This window comes from Catellatospora methionotrophica (assembly GCF_011297335.1).
Lineage (GTDB): Bacteria > Actinomycetota > Actinomycetes > Mycobacteriales > Micromonosporaceae > Catellatospora > Catellatospora methionotrophica.
The window spans coordinates 107,126-130,380 of the sequence record NZ_JAAOTJ010000002.1; the positions used below are offsets into that span (position 1 = coordinate 107,126).

At 71.6% G+C, this 23,255-nt stretch carries 24 protein-coding genes; 12 read left to right on the plus strand and 12 right to left on the minus strand.

From position 1 onward, the window contains the following. Positions 1–7 precede the first annotated feature (7 nt). The 4 genes from HAV40_RS07770 to HAV40_RS38820 all read right to left on the minus strand — a co-directional run bounded on the left by HAV40_RS07770 (position 8) and on the right by HAV40_RS38820 (position 3,430). The gene (locus tag HAV40_RS07770; protein WP_166380200.1) at positions 8–1,075 is read right to left on the minus strand and encodes an ABC transporter permease; all 1,068 of its coding nucleotides are present in this window, start codon (positions 1,073–1,075) and stop codon (positions 8–10) included. Next, on the minus strand, positions 1,072–1,974 hold the full coding sequence (locus HAV40_RS07775; RefSeq protein WP_166380201.1) for an ABC transporter ATP-binding protein: 903 nt from the start codon (positions 1,972–1,974) through the stop codon (positions 1,072–1,074). Before HAV40_RS07775 ends, HAV40_RS07770 begins: the two co-directional genes overlap by 4 nt. A 17-nt stretch (positions 1,975–1,991) precedes the next feature. Beyond that, a complete protein-coding gene (locus HAV40_RS07780) occupies positions 1,992–3,233 on the minus strand; it encodes an acyltransferase family protein (protein ID WP_166380202.1) in 1,242 nt (413 codons plus the stop codon). A 71-nt stretch (positions 3,234–3,304) separates the two neighbouring features. Then, positions 3,305–3,430, minus strand: coding sequence for a hypothetical protein (locus HAV40_RS38820; protein WP_275413434.1), 126 nt, complete (start codon positions 3,428–3,430; stop codon positions 3,305–3,307). A gap of 84 nt (positions 3,431–3,514) precedes the next feature. On the opposite strand from HAV40_RS38820, the gene HAV40_RS07785 reads away from it, so the two are divergent. After that, positions 3,515–4,396, plus strand: coding sequence for a DMT family protein (locus HAV40_RS07785; RefSeq protein WP_203670917.1), 882 nt, complete (start codon positions 3,515–3,517; stop codon positions 4,394–4,396). Between the two features lie 34 nt (positions 4,397–4,430). Here the strand turns inward: HAV40_RS07785 and HAV40_RS07790 are convergent, their stop codons facing one another. Then, positions 4,431–4,868, minus strand: coding sequence for a GNAT family N-acetyltransferase (locus HAV40_RS07790; protein WP_203670915.1), 438 nt, complete (start codon positions 4,866–4,868; stop codon positions 4,431–4,433). A 326-nt stretch (positions 4,869–5,194) separates the two neighbouring features. Here HAV40_RS07790 and HAV40_RS07795 point away from each other — a divergent pair, with 326 nt between their 5' ends. Beyond that, the gene (locus HAV40_RS07795; RefSeq protein WP_155385943.1) at positions 5,195–5,452 is read left to right on the plus strand and encodes a hypothetical protein; all 258 of its coding nucleotides are present in this window, start codon (positions 5,195–5,197) and stop codon (positions 5,450–5,452) included. A gap of 99 nt (positions 5,453–5,551) precedes the next feature. Here the strand turns inward: HAV40_RS07795 and HAV40_RS07800 are convergent, their stop codons facing one another. Both HAV40_RS07800 and HAV40_RS07805 read right to left on the minus strand, forming a co-directional pair. Further along, a complete protein-coding gene (locus tag HAV40_RS07800) occupies positions 5,552–6,025 on the minus strand; it encodes a hypothetical protein (protein WP_166380204.1) in 474 nt (157 codons plus the stop codon). 293 nt (positions 6,026–6,318) lie between these two features. Beyond that, positions 6,319–7,278, minus strand: coding sequence for an alpha/beta hydrolase (locus tag HAV40_RS07805; RefSeq protein ID WP_166380205.1), 960 nt, complete (start codon positions 7,276–7,278; stop codon positions 6,319–6,321). Positions 7,279–7,399: 121 nt separating this feature from the next. On the opposite strand from HAV40_RS07805, the gene HAV40_RS07810 reads away from it, so the two are divergent. After that, entirely contained in the window at positions 7,400–8,269 is an 870-nt protein-coding gene (locus tag HAV40_RS07810; RefSeq protein ID WP_203670914.1) for a universal stress protein, read from the plus strand. 35 nt (positions 8,270–8,304) lie between these two features. On the opposite strand, the gene HAV40_RS07815 is transcribed toward HAV40_RS07810, so the two are convergent. Next, positions 8,305–8,511, minus strand: a complete 207-nt coding sequence (locus tag HAV40_RS07815) for a S1 RNA-binding domain-containing protein (protein WP_166380206.1) — start codon at positions 8,509–8,511, stop codon at positions 8,305–8,307. 239 nt (positions 8,512–8,750) lie between these two features. Between HAV40_RS07815 and HAV40_RS07820 the strand changes: the two genes are divergently transcribed. From HAV40_RS07820 to sigJ, 4 genes are all read left to right on the plus strand, one after another. Beyond that, complete coding sequence (locus tag HAV40_RS07820) at positions 8,751–9,368, plus strand: TetR family transcriptional regulator (RefSeq protein ID WP_239085707.1); 618 nt, start codon at positions 8,751–8,753, stop codon at positions 9,366–9,368. A 63-nt stretch (positions 9,369–9,431) separates the two neighbouring features. Further along, positions 9,432–11,090, plus strand: coding sequence for an MDR family MFS transporter (locus tag HAV40_RS07825; RefSeq protein WP_166380207.1), 1,659 nt, complete (start codon positions 9,432–9,434; stop codon positions 11,088–11,090). A gap of 227 nt (positions 11,091–11,317) precedes the next feature. Next, positions 11,318–11,755 (plus strand): carboxymuconolactone decarboxylase family protein, encoded by a 438-nt coding sequence (locus HAV40_RS07830; protein ID WP_239085706.1) that lies wholly within the window; start codon positions 11,318–11,320, stop codon positions 11,753–11,755. Further along, positions 11,755–12,693, plus strand: a complete 939-nt coding sequence (gene sigJ / locus HAV40_RS07835; protein ID WP_166380208.1) for an RNA polymerase sigma factor SigJ — start codon at positions 11,755–11,757, stop codon at positions 12,691–12,693. Before HAV40_RS07830 ends, sigJ begins: the two co-directional genes overlap by 1 nt. Positions 12,694–12,699: 6 nt before the next feature. On the opposite strand, the gene HAV40_RS07840 is transcribed toward sigJ, so the two are convergent. Next, positions 12,700–13,659 carry a sulfite exporter TauE/SafE family protein gene (locus tag HAV40_RS07840; protein ID WP_166380209.1) on the minus strand — a complete coding sequence of 320 codons (960 nt, stop codon included), beginning with the start codon at positions 13,657–13,659 and terminating at the stop codon, positions 12,700–12,702. A gap of 195 nt (positions 13,660–13,854) precedes the next feature. On the opposite strand from HAV40_RS07840, the gene HAV40_RS07845 reads away from it, so the two are divergent. After that, on the plus strand, positions 13,855–14,547 hold the full coding sequence (locus tag HAV40_RS07845) for an HD domain-containing protein (protein ID WP_239085705.1): 693 nt from the start codon (positions 13,855–13,857) through the stop codon (positions 14,545–14,547). Between the two features lie 73 nt (positions 14,548–14,620). Next, positions 14,621–15,571 (plus strand): NAD(P)/FAD-dependent oxidoreductase, encoded by a 951-nt coding sequence (locus HAV40_RS07850; protein ID WP_409364910.1) that lies wholly within the window; start codon positions 14,621–14,623, stop codon positions 15,569–15,571. Here the strand turns inward: HAV40_RS07850 and HAV40_RS07855 are convergent. Beyond that, on the minus strand, positions 15,559–16,119 hold the full coding sequence (locus HAV40_RS07855; RefSeq protein ID WP_239085704.1) for a TetR/AcrR family transcriptional regulator: 561 nt from the start codon (positions 16,117–16,119) through the stop codon (positions 15,559–15,561). The two genes, HAV40_RS07850 and HAV40_RS07855, sit on opposite strands and share 13 nt — an antisense overlap. Positions 16,120–16,280: 161 nt before the next feature. Between HAV40_RS07855 and HAV40_RS07860 the strand changes: the two genes are divergently transcribed. Beyond that, positions 16,281–17,219 (plus strand): SDR family NAD(P)-dependent oxidoreductase, encoded by a 939-nt coding sequence (locus HAV40_RS07860; protein WP_166380212.1) that lies wholly within the window; start codon positions 16,281–16,283, stop codon positions 17,217–17,219. 54 nt (positions 17,220–17,273) lie between these two features. Here the strand turns inward: HAV40_RS07860 and HAV40_RS07865 are convergent, their stop codons facing one another. Both HAV40_RS07865 and HAV40_RS07870 read right to left on the minus strand, forming a co-directional pair. Further along, positions 17,274–18,029 (minus strand): alpha/beta fold hydrolase, encoded by a 756-nt coding sequence (locus HAV40_RS07865; protein ID WP_166380213.1) that lies wholly within the window; start codon positions 18,027–18,029, stop codon positions 17,274–17,276. Between the two features lie 149 nt (positions 18,030–18,178). Further along, on the minus strand, positions 18,179–19,573 hold the full coding sequence (locus HAV40_RS07870; protein ID WP_166380214.1) for a glycoside hydrolase family 12 protein: 1,395 nt from the start codon (positions 19,571–19,573) through the stop codon (positions 18,179–18,181). Positions 19,574–19,798: 225 nt separating this feature from the next. Between HAV40_RS07870 and HAV40_RS07875 the strand changes: the two genes are divergently transcribed. Both HAV40_RS07875 and HAV40_RS07880 read left to right on the plus strand, forming a co-directional pair. Beyond that, complete coding sequence (locus HAV40_RS07875) at positions 19,799–21,412, plus strand: RecQ family ATP-dependent DNA helicase (protein WP_203670913.1); 1,614 nt, start codon at positions 19,799–19,801, stop codon at positions 21,410–21,412. Positions 21,413–21,586: 174 nt separating this feature from the next. Then, on the plus strand, positions 21,587–23,236 hold the full coding sequence (locus HAV40_RS07880; RefSeq protein WP_166380215.1) for an RICIN domain-containing protein: 1,650 nt from the start codon (positions 21,587–21,589) through the stop codon (positions 23,234–23,236). The last annotated feature ends 19 nt before the right edge of the window (positions 23,237–23,255 follow it).

Consider the following 23,255-nt stretch of genomic DNA (forward strand, 5'->3'; position numbering starts at 1 on the left):
TGCCGGGTCAGGCGTCGTCCCAGCGGAAGAGGAACGCGGCGACGGCGGCCAGCACGACGGTGAAGCCGAGCAGGATGCCGATGTCGGGGAGCGTCACGGCGAAGCTCTCGCCGCGGACCATGACGTCCTGCATCGAGGAGACGAGGTGCTTGAGGGGGAAGAACTCGGACACCTGCTGGAGCCACTTCGGCGCGCCGTCGAGCGGGAAGAACGCGCCCGACAGGAACGCCATCGGCAGCGTGATCAGGTTGGCGATGGCGCTCGCGGCCTCGGGGGTCTTGGAGGCGGCACCGGCGACCAGGCCGATGGACAGGAAGGCCAGCGTTCCGGCGATCATGACGGGGATGAACGCCCACCACTGGTCGGACAGCTTGAGGCCGAAGTAGGGCAGCAGGGCCACGCCGATGAACATCGCGCACTGCGCGGCCGCGATGGCGATGCTCACCGACACCCGCGCGCCGATGATCGACGCGACCGGCACGGGGGACAGCCGCAGGCGGCGCAGGATCTTCTTCTGCCGCCAGGTGACCAGGGTCAGCGCCGCGCCGAACGTCGCGCCGGTGGCGATCGCCCAGCCCAGCAGGCCGGGGGTCATGTACTGGATCGCCTTGAGGGACTGGTCCTCGACCGGCTGGCTGCGCATGGTCACCGCGGGTGTGGTGACCCCTGCGGCGGCCAGGTTCGACTGCTGGACCAGCGACTCGACGATCCCGCGTACGGTGGCCGACTTGACCGCGTCCGCGGCCGAGTAGTGCACGATCAGCTCGCCGCCGACCTGCTCGATCGCGGCGGCCTTGTCGCCCCTGCGCACCTCGTCCAGCGCCGCGGCGCGGTCGGCGGTGCGGGTCACCGAGAGCACCTGGTCGAGCCCGGCGGCGGCCTCGGCGGGCAGTTGGTCGACGACCGGCACCGCGCCGATCTGCAGGATGTCGGTCTTGGACGCTCCCGCGTCCTTGAACAGGCCGCCGAACAGCACCAGGAACATCAGCGGAAACAGGATGGTGAAGAACAGGGCGGTGCGGTCGCGGAAGAAGCCGCGGGCCATCGCCGTGGAGAGGCTGACGAAGCCGGTCACGCGCGGTACTCCCGTCCGGTCAGGTGCAGGAAGACGTCCTCCAGGGTGGCGCCGCGCACGGACAGGCCGCGCAGCGCGTCGCGTTCGGCCAGGGCCGAGAGCACGGGCGCGGGCGTACGCGTCGCGATGGTCAGCGACACCCCGTCGTCGCTGACCTCCAGCCCGTCGGCCAGGCCGCGCGCCGCCTCGGCGGTGATCGTGCCGGTCTCCACCGAGATCCGGGTCGGCGCGTCGAGGTCGCGGACCAGTGTCGCGGGCGGCCCCGACTGCAGGATGCGGCCGTGGTCCATGATGGCGACCCGGTCGCACAGCGACTCGGCCTCGTCGAGGTAGTGCGTGGTCAGCACCACGGTGCGGCCCTGCGCGCTGATGTCGCGCAGCACGTCCCACAGGTTGCGGCGGGCCTGCGGGTCCAGGCCCGAGGTCGGCTCGTCGAGGAACACCAGGTCCGGCCCGTGGGCCAGGGCGCAGGCGATGGACAGGCGCTGCTGCTGGCCGCCGGACAGGTCCTCGTTGCGCTTGCCCGCCATGTCCTCGAGCCCGACCACGGCCAGCCACTCGTCGGCCTTGCGGGCGGGCACACCGTACAGGGAGGCGAACGTGCGGATCTGCTCGCGGGCGGTCAGGCGCTCGAAGAACGCGCTGGCCTGCAACTGCACGCCGATGCGGGGGAGCAGGCGCGGGTTGCGCGGCCAGGGGCTCTCGCCGAACAGGGTGACGGTGCCGGAGTCAGGCTTGCGCAGCCCCTCCATCATCTCCAGGGTGGTGGTCTTGCCCGCGCCGTTGGGACCGAGGATGCCGAAGAACTCCCCGGTCTGCACGTCGAAGGAGACGCCGTCGACGGCGCGCGGCTCGCCGTACGACTTGCGCAGCTCCTCGACCTTGATCGTCGGTGACATGTCCTGCACCGTACTCCTCACTGGCCAGGCCGCTCCGTCGTGTTCGGACGCACGCCGAACAGCGGCCGGAGGACGGGGTTGCGGCGCACCAGCAGGTCGTACGCGGCGATGGTGAGCACCAGCGCGATCGCCACCAGGGCCGCGTACTTGACGGCGATCGGCGCGTGCCACGACACGACACCGTAGGCGACCGCGACCACGATCGGCTGGTGCAGCACGTAGATCGGCAGCGCGCCGAGCGCCAGGTAGAGGTAGGCGCGTCGGCCCAGGCTCGGCCGAGCATCCGCCGGGGGCGGCTCCCGCCGCGCGGACGCTCTCCGGTCGAGCAGGCCCAGGATGGCGACCACGCAGCACCAGCCCGTCATGCCGTACAGGGCGCGCATCGCCACGGCCGGGCCGGTGAGGTCGGTGAACGGGTCGCCGCCGCTCTCGCTGACCACGAAGAACAGCGGCATGCCGACGCCCATCAGGACGACCCCGGAGACGGCGGCGAGCACCGCGTCGCGGCGCATCGCCTCGCGGAACCGGTCGTCGGTGGCGAGCACGACGCCGTACCCGAAGAACAGCAGGTAGGCCCAGCGGCTCCAGCCGGCGAGGCTCTCCTCCATGCCGTCCAGGGCGCTGATCAGCGCCAGTGGCAGCGCGGGCAGCAGCAGCACCAGGCCGCGCCGACCGGCTACGGCGGCCACGCGGTCGCGTACCCGGCGCAGCCGTTCGGGGGGCAGCAGGCGGGCCGCGAGGGCCAGCATCAGCGCCCACGCCAGCAGCAGCACCACGAACCACAGGTGCCCGGTCTCGAAATGCTCGCCCTGCACCACGAACGGGAACTCGCCCAGGTCGAACCGCACGTCGAAGAAGCGCGGCAGGAAGCTCCAGTACGACTCGTGGTAGCCGGGATCGGCGGCCTTCAGCCGCAGCCACTGCGGCACGGGCAGCAGTGCCACGAGCGCGAACAGCAGCGGCACGCCCAGCCGCAGCAGGCGTTCCACGGCGAAACCACCCGGTCCACGGCGGCGCAGCGAATGACGCGCGCCGAACCCGGCGATCAGGAACAGCGCGGGCATGGCCCACACCACGGCCAGCCCGGACAGGATCGTGGTGACCTCGGTCGTGTCGGCGTTCTTGACGTAGTAGTCGTCGCGCTCGTCGAACACCAGCGCCGAATGGAAGAAGATCAAACCCACCACGACCAGCGTGCGTATCGCGTCCAGCTCCGGCCGCCGCCGCACCCGCGTCACGGTTTCCTGCTCGCCGCCCATGCCGCCTCCTTCGCCGCCGAACGCGTCCTGCTGATGGACGCGCCGGGGGACGCCGAAGGTGGGTGCCGCGTTCAGTCTACTTTCGACACGTCGAGTCCAGGCTGCTCCACCCACGGGGTGGCGTCGAGGTCGGCCGGGTCGAGGGTGCCGTGGGTGGCCGCGAAGTCGCAGGACGCAGCGACAGTAAACGGTTTCACTGGAGGTGTCGAAGATCCTATAGTTTCGTCGGCAGGACCCGTGAACACCCGCTCACACCGGTACGCCGGTGAAACGATGAGGCGGTGCTGATGGTGAGCCTGTGCGGGGCGCTGGCCGCGGCGGTGTGCTTCGGGTTGTCGTCGGTGATGCAGGCCGTCGGCATGCGCCGGGCGGGGCCGGTCAGCGAGCAGGATCCGAAGTCGCTCGTACGCGCCTGGCTGACGGTGCCTTTCCTCGCCGGGACCGGGTTGGACCTGCTCGGGTTCGGGTTCGAGCTGGTCGCGCTGCGGCATCTGCCGCTGTTCCTGGTGCAGGCGGCGATCGCGTCCGCGCTGGCGGTGACCGCCGTCGCGGCGGCCGTCGTCATGAAGGAGCGGCTCGGGCGGGCGGAGAAGTGCGCCGTGGCCGCCGTCTGCGTGGGACTCGCGCTGCTCGGAGTGTCGGCGGGGCCCGAGGGGGCGAACCGTGCGCACACCGACTTCTACACGGCCCTGGCCGCCTGCCTGGTCGGGCTGGCGGTGCTCGGCGCGGGTGCGGGCCGGCTGCCGGGGCGGTGGCGCACGGTGACCCTGGGCCTGTGCGCGGGGCTGTGCTTCGGGGTGCTGGCGCTGGCGGCGCGGACCCTGCCGCAGCTGGACCCGGCGCGGCTCATGCGGGAACCGGCGACGTACCTGGTCGCGGCGGCGAGCTTGATCGCGCTGGTGCTGTGGACGATGGCGCTGGCGGGCGGCTCGGTCACCACGGCCACCGCGGCGATGGTCATCGGGGAGACGGTGCTGCCCGCGGCGGTCGGGGTCGTGGTGCTCGGCGACGAGGCCCGCCCCGGCTGGGTGCCGGTCGCCGTAGGCGGCTTCCTGCTGGCCGTCGGCGGCGCCCTGGCCCTGGCCCGCTTCGGCGAACTGAGCAAATCTTCCTCCGGCGACACCCCCGCCGCACCGTCAGTCTCCCTCCCGCGAACCGGCTGAGCCCGCCGTAGCTACTACGCCCGCCGCGGGCGGCTCAGCGGGGGAGGGTGTAGCGGATTTTGGGGGCGGGGCGGGCGCCTTGGCGTTCGTAGAAGCGCTGGGCGTCGGTGTTCCAGGTGGGGGTCTGCCATTGGAGGTCGTCGTCGCCGGTTGCGGCGCGGACCGCGTCGAGGAGGCGGGTGCCGAGGCCCTGGCCGCGATGGGTGGCGGCGAGGTAGAGGCAGTCGAGGTGGGTGTAGGGGCGGCCGGTCCAGGTGGCGAAGTCGCGGGTCCAGGTGGCGTACCCGGCGAGGGTTCCGGCGTCGTCGGCGACGAGGCAGCGCAGCTTCGGCGGGTCGGCGAACAGGGCCGGGGCCAGCCGCTCGCCGAGGCCGGGCGGAGGCGGCGCGGCGCGTTCGTAGGAGGCGTGGTCGGCGATCAGGGCGAGCAGTTCGGGAAGATCGCCGGGTCGGACGGGCCGGATGATGGTCACCAATCGATCTTTTCTCGACAGGTGGGACGATGACCAGCCCATCGAGCGCCATATCTCATCCGGATGTCGCCCGCGTTACGCCAGGCAGGTGACGCTCTGTACGGGGAAGGAGTGCCAAAAGTCATCTGCACGTGCATCCGGCGCTTGCGCCTGCACAGGATCGTCTGCATGATGGGATACGCAACGACGTAACGTTTGCATTGTGGCACTTGCATCTGTGGCCCGGACGACGTGGTGACACGGCGCCGGGCGGACGGCACGGACCCCACCCGGACCGCCCGGCTCCACCTCCCATCCGTGAGCACGTACGCCGCAGTGAGGCACGTATGCCAGCTCCCAGGATCAACCCCGCCCGGCGCGCTTCCGCCGAGATCGCGGCCACCGACTCGTACCAGTCCGGAGATCGGGTCTGGGTGTATCGCGAGCGCAAGTGGCAGGCAGGGATCATCTCCGACATCTCACCGGACAAGGCCGTGGTCATCTGCGGCGGCGACTCCGGGGTCGTGGAGGAGACCATGACCGCACCCCACCTCATGGTCCGTGACGACGTGTACCTCTACATCGACACCGTGACCTACGTGTGAGGTGTCCGAAGACCGAGCCGGCTCTCGCGTAGCCTCGGGGGCCGGACCGGGCCAGGCGGGTGGCGCCGACGATGCCGGCGCCACCCGCCCCGGCTTTTCTCAGCCCCGGCGGGAGCGCCGGCGGCGCTGCCACTTCTCGCGCATCTCCAGCGGCACGAACACGGCCGTGGTGAGCACCGCGGCGACGACGGCCCACAGCGCGACCTGGCTGGGGCGCAGGTGGGCGACGCCCATGTTGGACGTCCACACGGGGTCCAGGCCGAGCGGCGGGAAGCCCTCCCAGAACAGCACCCACAGCAGCGGCACCAGGCCCATCGCGATGCCGTACGCGGTGAAGTGGCCGGCCTGCGAGAACAGCACGCCCATCACCACCGCCGCGATCATGTAGACGAGCACCGCGGTGCGCTGGCCGCCGTCCGACGGGATCCGGTCGACCAGGTAGTTCCACAGGTCCACGATGGTGGACAGCACGGGCTGCCAGTACACCGCGATCAGCACCAGGGACACCACGATCACGATCGCGATGCCCAGGCCCTTGAGAATCTTGAATGCGCCGGCTTCTGCCTGCGTCACAGCGTTCCTCCCTCACCGATACCGTTCACGCCGGCGCTCCCGCGGCGCGGGGCCCCTGCGGCCGCGGTCATCCAGATCGGAACGACATCGGCCGAGGTGGACGTACGGTTGCGAGGGTCGCGCAGCACCGGTCCGGTGGAGCTGAGGGGCATTTCGCGGACGGGGCCGTGCGAGCGGCGCGCCGATCATCCCACCACGGTGTGCGCTCGGCGAGAGCTGTCCGACCGGTTCCCGCTGCCGCAACGGCCGACCTGCGAGAAGATCCTGCGACGGGTTCGCGACAGTGGCCGTGCTCAGCTGCTGAGCGCGTCCCGCAGGAAGCGCTGCGCGGCGGCGTTGGCGGGTCCGGCGACCGACACCGGCATCAAGTTGAAACTGTGGCCCGCTCCCGGCACCACCAGCAGTCGCGCCGGCGAACGGGCGGCGAGCAGGCGGGCGTACAGGAACAGGGTGTCGTCGAGCAGCGGGTCCTCGGTGCCGACGGTGAGCAGGACGGGCGGCAGGCCGTCGAGGCGGGCGTACAGCGGGGAGGCGGCCGGGTCGGTGCGCTGGGCGGGGTCGGGCGCGTACTGCTCGGCGTACCAGCGCATGCGTTCCGTGGTGAGCACGCCGCCGCGGGCGTCGTCCCAGTCGCGGGCGCTCGGGGTGAGGGTCAGGTCGTATGCGCCGTAGCAAAGGTTGAGGGCCCGCAGGGCCGTTGCGGCGGGGCGTTCGCGCAGGCGCAGCGCGACGGCCAGGGCGAGGTTGGCCCCGGCCGACTCGCCGCCCATGGTGGCCGTGACGGCGCCGAGGTCGCGGACGTGGTCGAGCAGGTGGCGGGCGGCTGCCTCGCAGTCGTCGAGCTGGCCGGGGAACGGCCGCTCGGGCGCGAGCGCGTAGTCGAGGCTCGCCACCGTCTGGCCGGTGCCGCGCACCAGGTCCTCCAGGTAGGAGTCCTGCTCGTCGGCCGCGCCGACGACCCAGCCGCCGCCGTGGACGTGTACGTACAGGCCGGTCGGGGTCGGTGCGTCGAACACGCGGACGCGCATCGACCCGTGCGGCAGAGGGACGGTGATCTCGCGGGCCAGCGCCGAGCGCGGCAGGACTCCGCCCGGTGCCAGTGCGGCGAGCCGCTCGCGGGCCTGGGCCCGGTAGGCCTGCGCGCTGTCCGGCGGCCAGCCCATCTCCCGGACGATCGCCCCCAGGGCGGCGTTGGACTCGACGACGTCAGGTGCGTACGCCGTCTGCGCGAACGTGCTCTCGTCCAGTCCCACCTCTCCAATCTGAGCCGCGCCCGGCTGGACCGGGGGGCCTTCGGCGGAAATCCCCGGACCGGCCGTCAACCGGGACACACGGCCCGCCATCTGGATCGATACTGGGGGTGGGGGACACGCTATGAGCGAGCAGGCGATGGTCGTGGTGGGCGTGGACGGGTCCGCGTCGGCGCTGGGGGCGGTACGCGAGGCCACCCGCGAGGCGGCGTGGCGCGGGTGCGGGCTGCGGATCGTGCACGCCTTCATCTGGCCCCTCATGCATGTCGACACCGGCCCGTCGGAACTCGTGCCCGAGGGCGGGCTGCGCCACGACGCGGAGCGGGTGCTGGCCGAGGCGACCAAGGTGGCGAAGGCCGCGAATGGCCGGGTCGAGGTGACGGCCGACCTGGTCACGGGCGGTCCGGCGGGAGTGCTGCTGGGGGCGGCGCGGGGCGCGCGGCTGCTGGTGCTCGGGGACCGGGGCCTGGGCGGGTTCGCCGGACTGCTGCTGGGCTCGGTCGCGGTCGAGGTTACGGCGCACTGCGCCACGCCCGTGCTGGTGGTACGCGGCGAGACCCGGCCCGGTCCGGTCGTGCTCGGGGTCGACGGCTCGCCGGGGTCGGCGGCGGCGGTACGGGAGGCGTTCGGCGAGGCCCGGCAGCGCGACACGGAAGTGCTGGCGGTGCGGGTGTGGCACGACGCGGCCACGACACTGTCCTACTCGATGCCCGCGCTCTACGACGCCGACGCCGCGCGCACGGCCGAGCAGCAGGAGTTGGACGCGGCCATCGACGCCGTACGCAAACAGCATCCCGAGGTGAGGGTGCGCACCCGGCTCGTGTCCGGGCGGACCGGGCGGGAGCTGCTGCGGCTGAGCGAGCAGGCGCAGTTGATGGTGGTCGGGGCACGGGGTAGGGGCGGATTCAAGGGGCTGCTGCTGGGTTCGGTCAGCCAGCAACTGCTGCACCATGCGGCGTGCCCGGTGCTGGTGGTGCGGCATACGCCCGGGTGAGCGGGGAGACGGGCTGAGCCGTCTCCCCGCCGCGATCACGCCAGTCTCAGGCTGGCGCGTCTGCGCTCACGATCGATCTCGATGATCTGTACCGTGACGTTCGCGCCGACCTGGGGCTCGATCTCACCGTGCAGCAGGCCGTGGGCGTCGTCGGCGATGCTGACGAAGGCGCCGAACGGCACGATCTGGACGACCTGGCCTACCAGGACGTCACCGGCGTTGAGTTCTTCGAAGCGGGACATGCGATCACCTCCTTCCTCGGCAGGCTCCGCTGGTGCGGGCGTCGTCGAAGGAGGGCGGGCCACGGGCCCGCCGGGCGATCACGGCTCAGCCGGATGCCTCATCTGATCACGGCACTGGGCCGACCCGGCAGTCACAGCGGTGACCCTAACGGGGACGACCGTGCCCGGCAAGCGCGAGGTGGGGGTGACACCGCCGAAATGAACTTGCAGCCACTGCAAGTTTGTTGTTTGATCTGCCCGTGACCCCGATCGACCAGGATGCGCCGCTGGGCCGGCGCGACCTCCGCAAGCAGCAGACCCGGGCCGCGCTGACCGGCGCGGCGCTGCGGCTGTGCTCGCTGCGCGGCTTCGACCAGGTCACCGTCGACGACATCAGCGGCGAGGCGGGCGTGTCCTCGCGCACCTTCTTCAACTACTTCGCCTCCAAGGAGGACGCCGTGCTCGGCGACCACCTGGTGGAGGTCGACGCGATGCGGGCCCGGCTGGCGGTGCTGCTGCCCACCATGCCGGTGCTGGAGGCGATCCGCCGCGCCGTGCTGCTGCCGGTCGCCGCGATGGAGGCCGACCGCGACCACTGGTTCCTGCGCATGGAGATCATCAAGCACAGCCCGCAGCTGCTGCCGCGGCTCGTGCTCAGCAACGCCGAGGCCGAGCGCGCGACCACCGAGCAGATCGCCGCGCACCTCGGCGTCGACCCGGCGACCCACGTCTACCCGGCGCTGGTGGTCGCCACCACCAGCGCCGCCTTCCGGGTCGCCGCGACCGGCTGGATGGCCGCGGCGGGCGCGCGCTCCCTGGGCGCGCTCGTCGACCGGGCGTTCACCGCGCTGGCCGCGGGACTGCCCGATCCGGACTGACCCGGTTCCCCTGAATCCCCCCGGGTGGTCCTCACCCGGTAGTCGCACCACGTGAGGAACAGAATGACCACGACCGAGATACCGGCGCAGACGGCCGGACCCGACCCCGACACGGTGCCGATGTCGCGCCGTGAGGTGATGCAGGCGCTGTCCGGGCTGATGCTGGGCATGTTCGTGTCCATCCTGGCGGGGACGGTCGTGGCCAACGCGCTGCCGCGCATCATCGCCGCCCTGGACGGCAGCCAGTCCGTCTACACCTGGATCGTCACCACCGAGCTGCTGGCGATGACCGCGACCGTGCCGCTGTGGGGCAAGGCCGCCGACCTGTACAGCAAGAAGCTGCTCATCCAGCTCTCGCTGAGCCTGTTCGTGGTCGGCTCGCTCATCGCGGGCTTCACCCCGAACGTCGAGATCCTGCTCGTCAGCCGCGTCGTGCAGGGCGTCGGCGCGGGCGGCATGACCGCGCTCGCCATGATCGTCATGGCGGCGATGATCCCGCCTCGGGAGATGGGCCGCTACTCGGGCATCTTCGGCGCGGTGTTCGGCATCGGCACCATCGCCGGGCCGCTGATCGGCGGCGTACTGGTGGACACCTCGTGGCTGGGCTGGCGCTGGACGTTCTTCATCGGCGTCCCGTTCACCCTGCTGGCCATCTTCATTCTGCAGCGCACGCTGCACCTGCCGGCGACCCCGCCGGGCAAGGTGAAGATCGACTACTGGGGTGCGTTCCTGATCACCGCGGGCGTCTCGACGCTGCTCATCTGGTCGACGCTGGCGGGCAACAAGTTCGCGTGGGCGTCGAGCTGGACCGCGCTGCTGGTCACCGTCGGCCTGGTGCTGCTGGCGCTGGCCGTGTGGGTCGAGTCGCGGGCCAAGGAGCCGATCATCCCGCTCGGCATCTTCCGCAGCCGCACCGTCACCCTCACCACGATCGCCAGCGTGCTGGTCGGTCTGGCGCTGATGGGCGGCGCGGTGTTCCTGTCGCAGTACTTCCAGATCTCGCTGGGCAAGACGCCCACGGTGGCCGGCCTGATGAGCCTGCCGATGATCTTCGGTCTGCTGTTCTCGTCCACCATCGCGGGCGGGCTCATCACCAAGTACGGCAAGTGGAAGATCTACCTGGTCGTCGGCGCGATCGTGATGACGGCGGGCATGCTGCTGCTGGGCACCATCGACCACACGACGAGCGTGCCGCTGGTGTCGGTGTACATGGCGGTGCTCGGCATCGGCGTCGGCCTGCTCATGCAGAACCTGGTGCTGGCCGCACAGAACGACGTGCCCGCGCACGACCTGGGCGTCACCACCTCGGTGCTGACCTTCTTCCGCAGCATGGGCAGCGCGGTCGGTGTCAGCGCGCTGGGTGCGGTGATGACCAGCCGGATCAGCGACCTGCGCGAGGAGCGGTTCGGCCCGGCTCCCGCGGGCAGCAGCTCCAGCCAGGTGCCCGACCTGGCCTCGCTGCCGCCGGAGGTCAAGGCGATCGTCGCCGAGATCTACGGCCTGGCCACCGCCGACCTGTTCCTGGTCGGCGCACCGGTCGCGGCGCTGGCGTTCATCGTGGTGCTGTTCATCAAAGAGAAGCCGCTCAGCACGCTCAGCGGCGCGGACCGGCTCGCCATGGAGTCGGCGGCCGCCGACGGCACCGACCTGGGCGCGGAGTCCGCGGCCGAGCCGGTGGCGAAGTCGGACGACCAGCCGGACGGGCTCGTCCAGGTGAAGTGACCGGATGCCGGTCGAGGGCGTCCGTGCCGAGCGCGCGGACGCCCCTTCGCGTATCCGGGCAGGTGACCTGTGCCGGAATGCCGGCCGAACCGGCTGGCCTGAGCCCGCCGGCTGTGGCCTGCGTCGCATGACCGCCCCGGATTGTCACACCGTGGCCGGGCTGTCCCGTCATTCCTACGGCGGCGGCCGTCGGTTGCCGCGACAATGGAACACGGAGGGGCAAACCGATGAATCAGCGGATGAACCTGGGCGAACTCGCACCGGAGGGCTACCAGGCGGTGCTGGGACTGGAGAAGTACCTGCGCAAGAGCCTCGACGCCCGGTTGCTGGACCTGGTGAAGCTGCGCGCCTCGCTGCTCAACGGCTGCGCCTTCTGCATCGACCTGCACGGCACGGACCTGGTCAAGCAGGGCGCCGACGTGCGCGAGGTGCTCGGCGTCAGCGCGTGGTGGGAGTTCTCGGGCTTCGACGCCCGCGAGCGGGCCGCCCTGGCACTCACCGACGCGGTGACCAAGCTCGGCGAGTACGGCGTGTCCGACGAGGTGTGGGACACCGCCCGCGCGGCCTTCACCGACAAGGAGGTCGCCGACCTCATCCTCGCCATCGGCACCATCAACCTGTGGAACCGCATAGGCGTGACCACCCGAATGCACCCGGCGGTGTGATGACGGCACACACGGAACTGCGCCCGGCGGACGCGGCGGCCTTCGAGCAGCACCGGGCGGTGCTGCTCGGAGTCGCCTACCGCATGCTCGGCAGCTGGTGGGACGCCGAGGACGTGCTCCAGGACGCCTGGCTGCGCTGGCACGGCGCCGACCGGGCAGCGATCGACGATCCACGGCGCTGGCTGGTCACGGTCACCACCCGGCTCGCCCTGGACCAGCTGCGCTCGGCCCGCCACCGTCGCGAGACCTACCCCGGCACCTGGCTGCCCGAACCGATTCCGGTCGGCACCCAGGTCGGCGACCCCGCCGAGACCGCCCGGCAGCGCGACATGCTGTCCCTGGCGGCGCTGCGGCTGATGGAGCAGCTCACACCCCCCGAACGCGGGGTCTACCTGTTGCGCGAGACGTTCGAGCTGCCCTACGCCGAGATCGCTGACGTGCTCGGGCTGACCGAGACCAACGCCCGCCAGCTGCACCGCCGTGCCGCCGACCGGATCGGCGACGACCGCGAGCGCTTCAGCGTCGACAACGCCCGGCACCGGGACCTGGTCGACCGCTTCATGAACGCGGCCGCCACCGGTGACCGGGCCGCCCTGCAGGCGCTGCTCGCCGTCGAGGTCACCCTGTGGAGCGACGGGGGCGGCAAGGCCCGCGCCGCGCTCAACCCGGTGGTCGGCCCGTCCCGGGTGGCCCGGTTCCTGACCGGCGTCGCCGCCAAGTCGCCCGACGTCGAGTGGTGGTTCCTGGAGGTCAACGGCGGCCCGGCCGCGCTGGTGCGGCTGGGCGCGCGGTGGTCGCTGATGACCTGGGAGACCGACCGCGGCCGGCTCGTCGCGATCCAGCTGCTGGCCAACCCTGACAAGTTACGCGCGCTGGGCCTGTTCGCCGACGAGCACAGCCCGGCGGCCGTGGCCCGCGCCGCCTGGAGACGCCTCTGACCTGGCTCAGGCGGCGTGGACCTGCTCGGCGGGGACCTCGGGTGCGCGCGCGGCCGGGATCTGCGCCGTACGCAGGGGCAGGCCGTGGTGGCGGCGGGCCAGCACCCACACCGCCGGGATGAGCAGGACCAGGGCCCCGGTGGCGTATCCGACCACGACGGTGTCCGCACCCAGCAGCTTCAGGCCGCTCGCCGTCAGCACGACCGTCAGCGCGGCCCGGATCAGCCCGCCGGGCGCGCGGGAGGACACCGCCGCGCCGAGCAGCACGCCGGGCACCGCCCCGATGACCAGGGCGACGGTGAGCGCCAGCTGGAAGTCCCCGAACAGCAGGTGGGCCAGCGCGGCCGCGCCGACCAGCGGCACCGCCTGCACCAGGTCCGTGCCGACGAGCTGCTGCGGCCGCAGCGCTGGATACAGCGCCATCAGCGCGATCACGATCAGTGAGCCCGAGCCCACCGACGTCACGCCGACGACCAGGCCACCCACTGCTCCGACCAGTACGGTCGGAATTATGCGCACGCTGACGGGCTTCAGGGTGCCCTCGACGACCTCCCGCAGCGACGGGTCGGCGGCGGCGCGGGCCTGGTCGCGCAACCCGAACCAGGCCTTGAGCACCAGACCCGACGCGGCCAGCAGCAGCGCCCCGCCCAGCAGCGACTGGATGACCTGCGACATGCCCTCGGCGTCGACGGCCTTGGCGATGAAAACCCCGCCGAACGCGGCCGGGATGCTGCCCGCGCACAGCCACAGCACCAGTCGCTTGTCCACGGTGCCGCGCCGCATGTGCACCGCGCCGCCGAACGGCTTCATGATCGCGCTGGCGACGAGGTCGCTGGAGACAGCGCTCAGTGGAGCCACTCCGAACACGAGCACCAGCAGCGGGGTCATCAGCGCGCCGCCGCCCATGCCGGTGAGCCCGACGACGATGCCCACGCCGAAACCGGCGATCGCCACCCAGAGATCCATGCGGTGACCATAGCGGCGCTCGGTCCCTGGCGCGCGGCGGCGTCCCAGCAGTCGAAATGTCCCGAACCTGGCTCACGGTTTCATTAACGCGCTGTTCACCGGCCCTGTCGGCGCATCCTATCCGGCAGTGTGGGACGGCGCTGCGTCAGAAATGAGACCGTCGGGACCGCGCGAAGCCGACGGTCGGTGGACCCGGTGGCCGGACGAAAAGCGGTTGCCGCCCCGCCCGAACGCGACCTGTGGCTGCTCGCCGACGACGACACCGTACGGCCGTGCGTGGTCGCGGTTAGTGTCTGGCGGATGCGTAGCGTCGCGCTCCATCGCGCCCTGACCGAAGCCGCCGATCCGCCGCTGCGGGCCCTGCCCGACGACGTCGTCACGCTGCTCGGCGAACTCGACGCGCCGCCGCGCCTGGGTGCGCACCTGCGGGCCGTGCACGACGTCGCGGCGAGCCTGGTCACCAGCCTGGCCGACGCTTGTCCAGGGCTGGCCGTCCACGCCCACGAGGTGCTGTTCGGGGCGGCGACGCACGACATCGGCAAGGTCGTGCACCCGTCCGAACTGTCCGGACCGGGCTCGGCGCACGAGCCCGCCGGGTACGAACTGCTGGTGTCGCACGGTGTCGAGCCGCGCCTGGCCCGGTTCGCCCGCGATCACGGATCGGTGGCCTACGACGGGCTCAGTGTCGAGGATCTGCTGGTGGTGCTCGCGGACAAGGTGTGGAAGGGCAAGCGCGTGCCGGGTCTGGAGGACGAGGTCACCGCCCGCTGCTGCGCGGCGAGTGGCGAGCAGCCCTGGGAGGCGTTCCTGCGTCTGGACGACCTGCTGGAACGGCTGGCCCGTGACGCCGATGCCCGGTTGGCCTTCCAGTCCCGTCACCCGCTGTAGACCAGCGCCTTTTGCTGGTTCGGCAACCTTGTTTGCCGAAACTACCGTGCCAGGCGCAGGGTGGGTCACGGAGGTGGTCACGATGACCCTTGAGGCGTACGACGTGGTGGTTCTCGGCGGCGGGGCCGCCGGTTTGAACGGGGCGCTGACCCTGGCACGGGCGCGGCGCTCGGTGCTGGTGGTCGACGGTGGCGAGCCGCGCAACGCGCCCGCGGCGCACATGCACGCGTTCCTGTCCCGCGACGGCATGCCGCCCGGCGAGCTGCTGAAAATCGGCCGGGAGGAGGTGCGCGGCTACGGCGGCGAGATCGTTTCGGCGCAGGTGAACTCGGTGGCACGCAAGGACGGCGGCTTCGCGGTGACCCTGGACGACGGCCGGGTGATCCGGGCGCGCCGGCTGCTGGTCGCCACCGGTGTCGTCGACGAGCTGCCCGACGTTCCGGGCCTGCGCGAGCGGTGGGGCCGCGACGTGCTGCAGTGCCCGTACTGCCACGGCTGGGAGGTGCGCGACCAGGCTGTCGCCGTGCTCGCCACCGGGGCGCACGCGGCCCAGCAGGCGCTGCTCTACCGCCAGTGGACGCCGAACGTGACCCTGCTGCGCCACACCGGCCCGGAGCCGACCGCTACGGAGCTGACCCAGCTGGCCGCTCGCGGGGTGCGCCTGGTCGACGGCCAGGTCGCGGGGCTGGAGGTGGCCGACGACCGGCTGACCGGCGTACGGCTGGCCGACGGCACCGTGCTGGCGTGCGAGGCACTGGTGGTGTCGGCGCGGGCGGTGCCCCGGGTGGGGATGCTGGAGCCGCTGGGCCTGACGGTCACCGAGCACCCGATGGGCGCCTACGTCGCCGCTGATCAGTCCGGCCTGACGGAGGTGCCCGGGGTGTGGGTGGCCGGTAACGTCACCGATCTGTCCGCGCAGGTCATCCACGCTGCGGCGGGTGGTTCGCGGGCCGCCGCGTTCATCAACTTCGACCTGGTCACCGAGGACACCGCACGGGCCGTCGCGGCGGCTCAGCCCCGGTAGCGCAGGCCGTCCATGAGCAGGTCGAGCAGGCGTCCGGCCTGCTCGGCCTGTGCGGGTTCCGGGGTGGCCAGGCAGACGCCGCTGAGGCTGACCAGCACGTCGCCGGGGATTACGTCGGCGCGCACCGAACCGGCCGCCGTGGCCGCGCTGAGCAGGGTGCCGATCGCGTCGAGCATGCGGTCGCGGCTCTGCGCGAACGGGTTGCCGCCGGAGGCGATCACGGCGCGCAGCGCGTCGGCCATGCCCCGCTTGGTCGTCATGTACTCGGCGAACAGGTCCATCCAGGCGCGTACCGCCCGGTCGGGGGGCATGGTCTCCAGCAGGCCCGGCGCGGCGTCGCAGAGCCGGGCCAGCTCCTTGCGGTAGGCCGCCTCGATCAGCGCCTCGCGGGTGGGGAAGTGCCGGTAGAGGGTGCCGATGCCGACGCCTGCCTGCTTGGCGACGGCGTCCAGGGAGATCTGGGGGCCGTCGCTGGCGAACACCTGGGCGGCGACTTCGAGCAGCCGCTCGCGGTTGCGCTGGGCGTCGGCGCGCAGTGGCCGGGTCACGGCTCCTCCTTCCGGGGTGACGCAGCTCATTGTGCGTCTCGTCGGGACGGTTGCAAAACGGAGGAGGCTCCGGTTAACGTGGAAGGCGTAACGGAGGGGCCTCCGGTTGTTGACTGTACCGGAGAGCCCGAACCGGCATCGTCGATCAGGACGGAAAGATCATGAGCACTCGTATCACCACCCCGTTCTCCGCCACGTCCACCGCCGCCGAGGTGGTGCAGGGCGTCGACCTCACCGGACGGCGCGCGGTGGTCACCGGCGGCGCGTCCGGCATCGGTGTGGAGACCGCCCGCGCCCTGGCCGGTGCGGGCGCTGAGGTCACTTTGGCCGTACGCGACACCGCCGCCGGCGACCGCACCGCCGCCGACGTCACCGCGACCACCGGCAACAAGGCCGTGCACGTGGCCCGGCTCGACCTCGCCGACCAGGACTCCGTCGCCGCCTTCACCGCGGCCTGGGACGGCCCGCTGGACATCCTGGTCAACAACGCCGGGATCATGGCGTCGCCGCTGATGCGCACCCCGCAGGGCTGGGAGATGCAGTTCGCGACCAACCACCTCGGACACTTCGCGCTCGCCCGTGGCCTGCACGGCGCGCTCGCGGCGGCCGGGAAGGCGCGGGTCGTGTCGGTCAGCTCCTCGGCGCACCTGCGCTCGCCGGTGGTGTTCGACGACATCCACTTCGCCACCCGCGAATACGAGCCGTGGGCCGCGTACGGGCAGTCGAAGACCGCGAACGTGCTGTTCGCCGTGGAGGGGACGCGGCGCTGGGCCGGCGACGGCATCACGGTCAACGCGGTGATGCCCGGCGCGATCCGGACCAACCTGCAGCGCTACGTCTCCGACGAGGAGCTGGACCGGCTGCGGGCGCAGATGGGCGGCGGCGACTTCCTGTGGAAGACCCCGGAGCAGGGTGCGTCCACCTCGGTGCTGCTGGCGACCTCGCCGCTGCTGGACGGGATCGGCGGGCGGTACTTCGAGGACTGCGCCGAGGCGGAGCCCGCCACCGGCGGCAGCCGTCGCGGAGTGGCGGCGTACGCGCTGGACCCGGCCGCCGCGCAGCGGCTGTGGGAGGTCACCGAGCAGACCCTGGCGGGCTGATCGTCAGGGTGGCCCGTCCCCACGGACAGGCCACCCGTCCGGCGATGCCGCGGGTTACTCGGCGAGGAAGTCGGTGACGGCGGCGGTGAAGGCGGCGGGGTGGTCGCGGCGTACGCAGTGGCCTGCGCCGGTGACGCGGAGGGCGGTGAAGGGTCCGGCGGCGGTGTCGGCGCAGTCGTCGGCGTTGGCTTCGGTGAGCAGGCCGCCCCGGGAGGCCTCGCCGTAGATCAGCAGGGTGGGGCAGGTGACCGCAGCCAGTGAGGTGAGCAGCGGCGGGCCGGGCTCGTAGGGGAGGTCGTAGTAGCGGGCGTCGAACTCGCCCTTGCTGACCGCCCACGGGCCGTACTCGGCGTCGGGCCAGCCCGGGTTGTCCGCGCGGCCCTTGGCGATCCGCGCGTCGAGGTCCAGTGCCTGCAGTTCGGCCAGCCAGGACGGCATGGCGTCGGCGGCGAGCGTGTGGTGCGGGCCGGGCGGATCCTCCAGCACCAGCGCCCGGACCAGTTCGGGTCGGGCGGCGGCCAGCGCTGCGGCGGCCAGCGCGCCCATCGAGTGCCCGATCACGACGACCGGCGGCAGCCCGAGCGCGTCGAGCAGCAACGCGGCGTCGGCGGCGTTGGCCGCGGTGCCGGTGGGCGCCTCGGGCAGCCCGGACGAGCCGTGGCCACGGGCGTCCAGGGTGATCGCGCCGGCGTGCGCGGTCAGCTCCGCCAGCACCGGGTCCCAGCACGCACCGGAGTCGGAGAAGCCGTGCAGGAGCAGCAGACCGGGCTCGCCGCCGTGGCGCTCCCAGGCGAGATGAGCGGTGCGCACCGGGGACCTCCCAAGAAGATGATCAGGGGAGACCATACACCGGCGAAAGCGCGACCGCGCCGCAGCGCGCGGGCCGCTGGGCTGCGGCAGATGCGTGACGTGCGGCGGAGCCGGTGGGCCCCGCCGCACGTCATCGGGTGGTACGCGGACTACGAGGCGCTGCAGGAGTACACGGTCGGCAGCGCGGTGCTGCCGTTGGGGCGGCTGGCCTGGAAGCCCCACGACGCGGTCTGGCCCGGCGCGAGGGTGCCGTTCCAGTTCTGGTTGGTCTCGGTCACGTTCTGCCCGCTGACCACGGCCGCCTGCGGCCAGGAGCCGGTGTGCGCGTGGCCCGAGGGCAGGGTCGCCGTCGACGACCAGCCGTTGATCGTGGCCGAGCCGGTGTTGGTGACCGTCACCTGCATGACGTACCCGTTGTTCCACTGATTCTGGACCGTGGCGGTCGTCGTGCAGCCGCCGCCGCCTCCGCCGCCACCGGTGGTGGTGACGTTGACGATGCCGGAGTAACCGGACGTGCCCGCCGCGTTGCTGGCGCGCACCCGGTACCGGTACGTGGTGTTGGCGGCGAGCCCCGAGTTGCTGAACGACGGCGAGGACGACGTGCCGACCTGGCTGAAGCTGGTGCTCGAAGCGCCTGTCGCTCGTTCGATCAGATAGCTGCCGACCGTGCCGGACGACGCCGACCAGCTCAGCGACGCGCTGCTGGCGGTCACATTGGACGCGCTCGGCGTGCCGGGGGTGCCGGGCGGCTGGGTGCCACCGCCGGTGGTTACCGACGCGGAGAACGAGTTGACGGCCAGGCCCACGCCGCCGATCCACGGCTCGAATCCGGCCTGGACGCTGGTCAGGTACCAGTTGTTGGTGCCGTACTGCGAGCCGCGGGTGAACGTGTCGCGGACGAAGTCCATCACGTCGAAGCTGAGCGAGTTGATGATCGAGCCGGTGAACAGGTACGACACCACGTTGTTGGCGCCGTTGCTGCCGGTCCAGACGGCCCAGCTGCGCCCGGCGATGCTGGCGGTGCCGGTCTGCGAACCGATGGGCTGGATGCTGCCCTGCCGGTTGAACCAGATCATGATCTCGGTGTCCTGGACGCCGGAGACGTTGGTGTCGGCGTTGAGCCAGATGTCGTACGAGGCGTTGTAGGTGCCGCTGCCCGGGTAGCTGTAGCTGATGCTGCTGGGCGCGGTGCCGATGGTGCTGAGCTGCTTGGGCAGCGGGGAGCCGGGGCTGCAGTTGGTGTAGTGGCAGCCCAGGAAGATGGACGGGTAGGACACCGGCGCACCCGAGGTGCTGCCGACGCCGTCCTGCTGGGTGATGCTGAAGCCGTTGCCGGTGGTGTTGATGCACTGGGTGGCGCTGGTGCCCCACCGGTTGTTCTGGATCACGTAGTTGCCGGCGACGGTGGTGCCGTACTGCTCGCAGATCGTCGCGGCCTGGGCGGGCTGCGCCGCGAGAAGGCTCACGGCGGTCGCGGCGACGGTCAGCGCGATGGCTGAGGCGATCGTCGTCAGGCGGTGCTTTCTGCTCGTCGTGGCGGGCATGTCACTCCTTGGGCAGGGGAGGAGAGATCGGGTGGTGCCAGGACTGGGAGCGCTTCCATCGGTCACCATAGGCCATCGTCGAAGTCCCTGTAAACAAAACCATCGACAGTAATCAGTTTCATGGAAGTTACACGCGCGGCACGGTTTCGTTACCTTTCGGACCGCCGCTGGCTGCCCACGCACCGGATGGGAGGATGCGGGTTCGAGTCTGGGGAGGGGTACGCGGTGGGAGATCTGCAGCGGCTGCGCGAGGTCGCGGCACAGGTGTACGGCTGGACGGAGCTGCGCCCGGCGCAGGAGGAGGCGATGGCTCACGTCGTCGCGGGCCGCGACACGATCGTGGTGTCGCCGACCGGCTCCGGCAAGTCCGCCATCTACCAGGTCCCGGCGCTGGTCGTGGGCGGGCCGACGATCGTGGTGTCGCCGCTCATCGCGCTGCAACGCGACCAGGTCAAGAACCTCGTCGACCGGGGCGCGCCCGACGCGCACGTGGTGAACTCGTCGCGCAGCAACCGCGACAACGACGCCGCGTTCGAGGCGCTGCGCGCCGGTGACGCCGAATTCCTGTTCCTGGCGCCCGAGCAGCTGGCCAAGGACGAGGTCGTGGCGCAGCTGCTGGAGGCCAAGCCGTCGCTGTTCGTGGTGGACGAGGCGCACTGCGTCTCCTCGTGGGGCCACGACTTCCGGCCCGACTACCTGCGCCTGGGCGAGGTCATCGAGCGACTGGGCCACCCGACCGTGCTGGCGCTGACCGCGACCGCGTCGCCGCCGGTGCGCGCCGACATCGTCGAGCGGCTGCGCATGCGCGACGCGGTGCAGCTGGTCAAGGGCTTCGACCGGCCCAACATCCGGCTGGAGGTGTCCCGCGAGATCACCGAGCGGGAGAAGCGCCGCGAGATCATCGACCGCATCATCGCCCTCGACCCGCCGGGCCTGCTGTATGTGCAGACGCGCGGCGAGACCGAGGAGTACGCGCAGGCGCTGCGCGAAGCCGGTGAGGAGTCGTACGCGTACCACGCGGGTCTGAGCTCTGCGGAACGCTCGGCGGTGCACGACGCGTTCCTGGCCTCCGACCGGGTCGTGGTCGTGGCGACGTCGGCGTTCGGCATGGGCATCGACAAGCCGAACGTGCGCTTCGTCGTGCACGCCGCGCCCGCCGAGTCGCTGGACTCCTACTACCAGCAGATCGGCCGCGCCGGACGCGACGGCGACCCGGCCACGGCGGTGCTCTACTTCCGCCCCGAGGACCTGCGCCTGCCGCGTTTCTTCTCCTCCGGCACCGTCGACGAGGAGCTGCTGACCCGCGTCGGCGCGGGCGTCATCGCCGCCGACGGCCCGGTGCGCATCGACGACCTCGTCGAGGAGCTGGACGTGACCCGCTCGCGGGTCACCCGGTCGATCAACCTGCTGCAGGAGGCCGGGGCGGTCCTCACCACGGGCAAGGGCGTGCGCTGGACCGGCGGCGAGCTGGCCGACGCCGTCGCGGCCGCCGCGGTCGAGGCCGCGCAGATGCGCACCATCGAGCTGACCCGGGTCGAGATGATGCGCGGGTACGCCGAGACCGGCGACTGCCGCCGCCAGTTCCTGCTCGGCTACTTCGGCGAAGACCTGGTCGAGACGTGCGGCAGCTGCGACACGTGCGCCGCGGGCACCGCCGACGCCCAGTCCGACGTGGACACCGGCTTCCCGGTGCAGTCGCGGGTGACCCACGGGCAGTGGGGTCCGGGCGTCGTGATGCGCGAGGAGAACGACCGGATCACGGTGCTGTTCGACGAGGTCGGCTACCGCACCCTGTCCCTGAAGGCCGTGCGCGCGCGTAACCTGCTCACCCCGGCCTGATCCGCCTGTGCCACCAGGTGCTCGTCTCGTGAGCGCCTGGTGGCGGGCCCCGCGACTCGTGCCACATCGGATCCGTGCAAGCTTCGAAACATTTACGAAAACTAGGGACCTCCGCTCGCGGGCGGGTTTAGCGTCGGGCACCCGCACGGCTCCACCCGACCATTCGGAGTAGTGATGACCCGTTCCCTGTACGGGCGTGGGCGGCTCGCGGCTGCCCTCGCCGTTACTGCCGCCGCTCTGACCATGCTCGTCGCGCCACCGGCGCACGCCGCCGTCAACGGCCGCAACCTGCCCCCCGACGGCAAGGTCCGGCTGTTCATGGGCCAGGACTCGACCACGCTGGCCGACTACAAGCGCGACGTGCTCGACCCGGCCCCGTCCGCGCCCCGGCCCGGCGGCGTCACCCTGTACACCAACCTGCTGCTGGGCGGCACGCCCGGCCCGCTGGCGGGCTTCTACGGCCCCGTCGACTACGGCTCGGGCGTCTACGACTTCCCGGCCACGCTCAGCCAGTACCCCGGCGCGTCGCTGGCCGTCGGCCTGTACCTGTCGGACGCCACGTCGGGCTGCGGCAACCAGCCGCTGCGCGCCATCATGGGCCGCAACGACGCCGACGTCACCAGCGGCAACCCCAACCTGATCACGTCGTACCGGGCGAAGGTCGACGAGATGGTGAACTGGCTCAAGAACACCGGCCGGGAGGTGTTCCTGCGCATCGGCTACGAGTACGACGGCCCGTGGAACTGCTACAGCGCCGACTTCTACAAGGAGGCGTTCCGCTACATCAAGGGCCGCATCGACGCGCTCGGCGCGACGAGGGTCGCCACGGTGTGGCAGTCGGCGGCGTGGCCGATCGACGAGAGCCCGAACAACCCGGAGTACAACTACATCGTCACCGCCACGAACCACTTCGACGTGTGGTACCCGGGTGACGCGTACGTGGACTGGGTGGGGCTGTCGGCGTTCTACGGTGCGACGTACAACCAGGTGCAGTGGGCCTGCAAGGCGCCGTCGACCTCGCCGCGCGCGCTGCAGGACCGGGTGCTGAACTTCGCCCGCGGGCACGGCAAGCCCGTCATGATCGCCGAGGCGTCGCCGCAGGGCTTCACCACCGGCGCGAAGACCCGCAGCTGCATCTTCAACAAGAGCCCGCAGGCGACCACCGCCGACTCCATCTGGAACACCTGGTACGCCGACTTCTTCGGCTACATCGCCGCGAACACCGACGTGATCCGGGCCGTGGCGTACATCAACGCCAACTGGGACGCCCAGCCCAACTGGCAGTGCAACGGCGCTCCGGCGGGCCAGCCGGGCTGCGCGAACGGCTACTGGGGCGACTCGCGTATCCAGGCCGACGCCACGATCCGCAGCCGGTTCCTGGCCGAACTCGGCAACTCCCGCTGGGTCAACGGATCGGGGAGCGGCACGCCGGAGCGTACGGTCCGGGGCGTCGGCTCGAACCGCTGCCTGGACGTGTCCGGGGGCCGCACCGCCGACGGCACCAAGGTGCAGCTGTGGGACTGCCTGAACAACCCGGCGCAGAAGTGGCGGGTGGAGTCCAACGGCTCGCTGGTCAACCCGAACTCGGGCAAGTGCCTGGACGTGGCCGGCGGCGCGACGGCCAACGGCACGATCGTGCGGCTGTGGACCTGCCTGGGCAACGGCGCGCAGCGCTGGACGGTCAACGCCAACGGCACCCTCGTCAACCAGCAGTCGGGCAAGTGCCTCGACGCCGACGGCTGGGGCACCGCCAACGGCACCCAGATGATCATCTGGACCTGCGGCAGCCCGGTCCAGTCCAACCAGAACTGGGTCGTGGCCTGACAGACCACCGGTGACACCG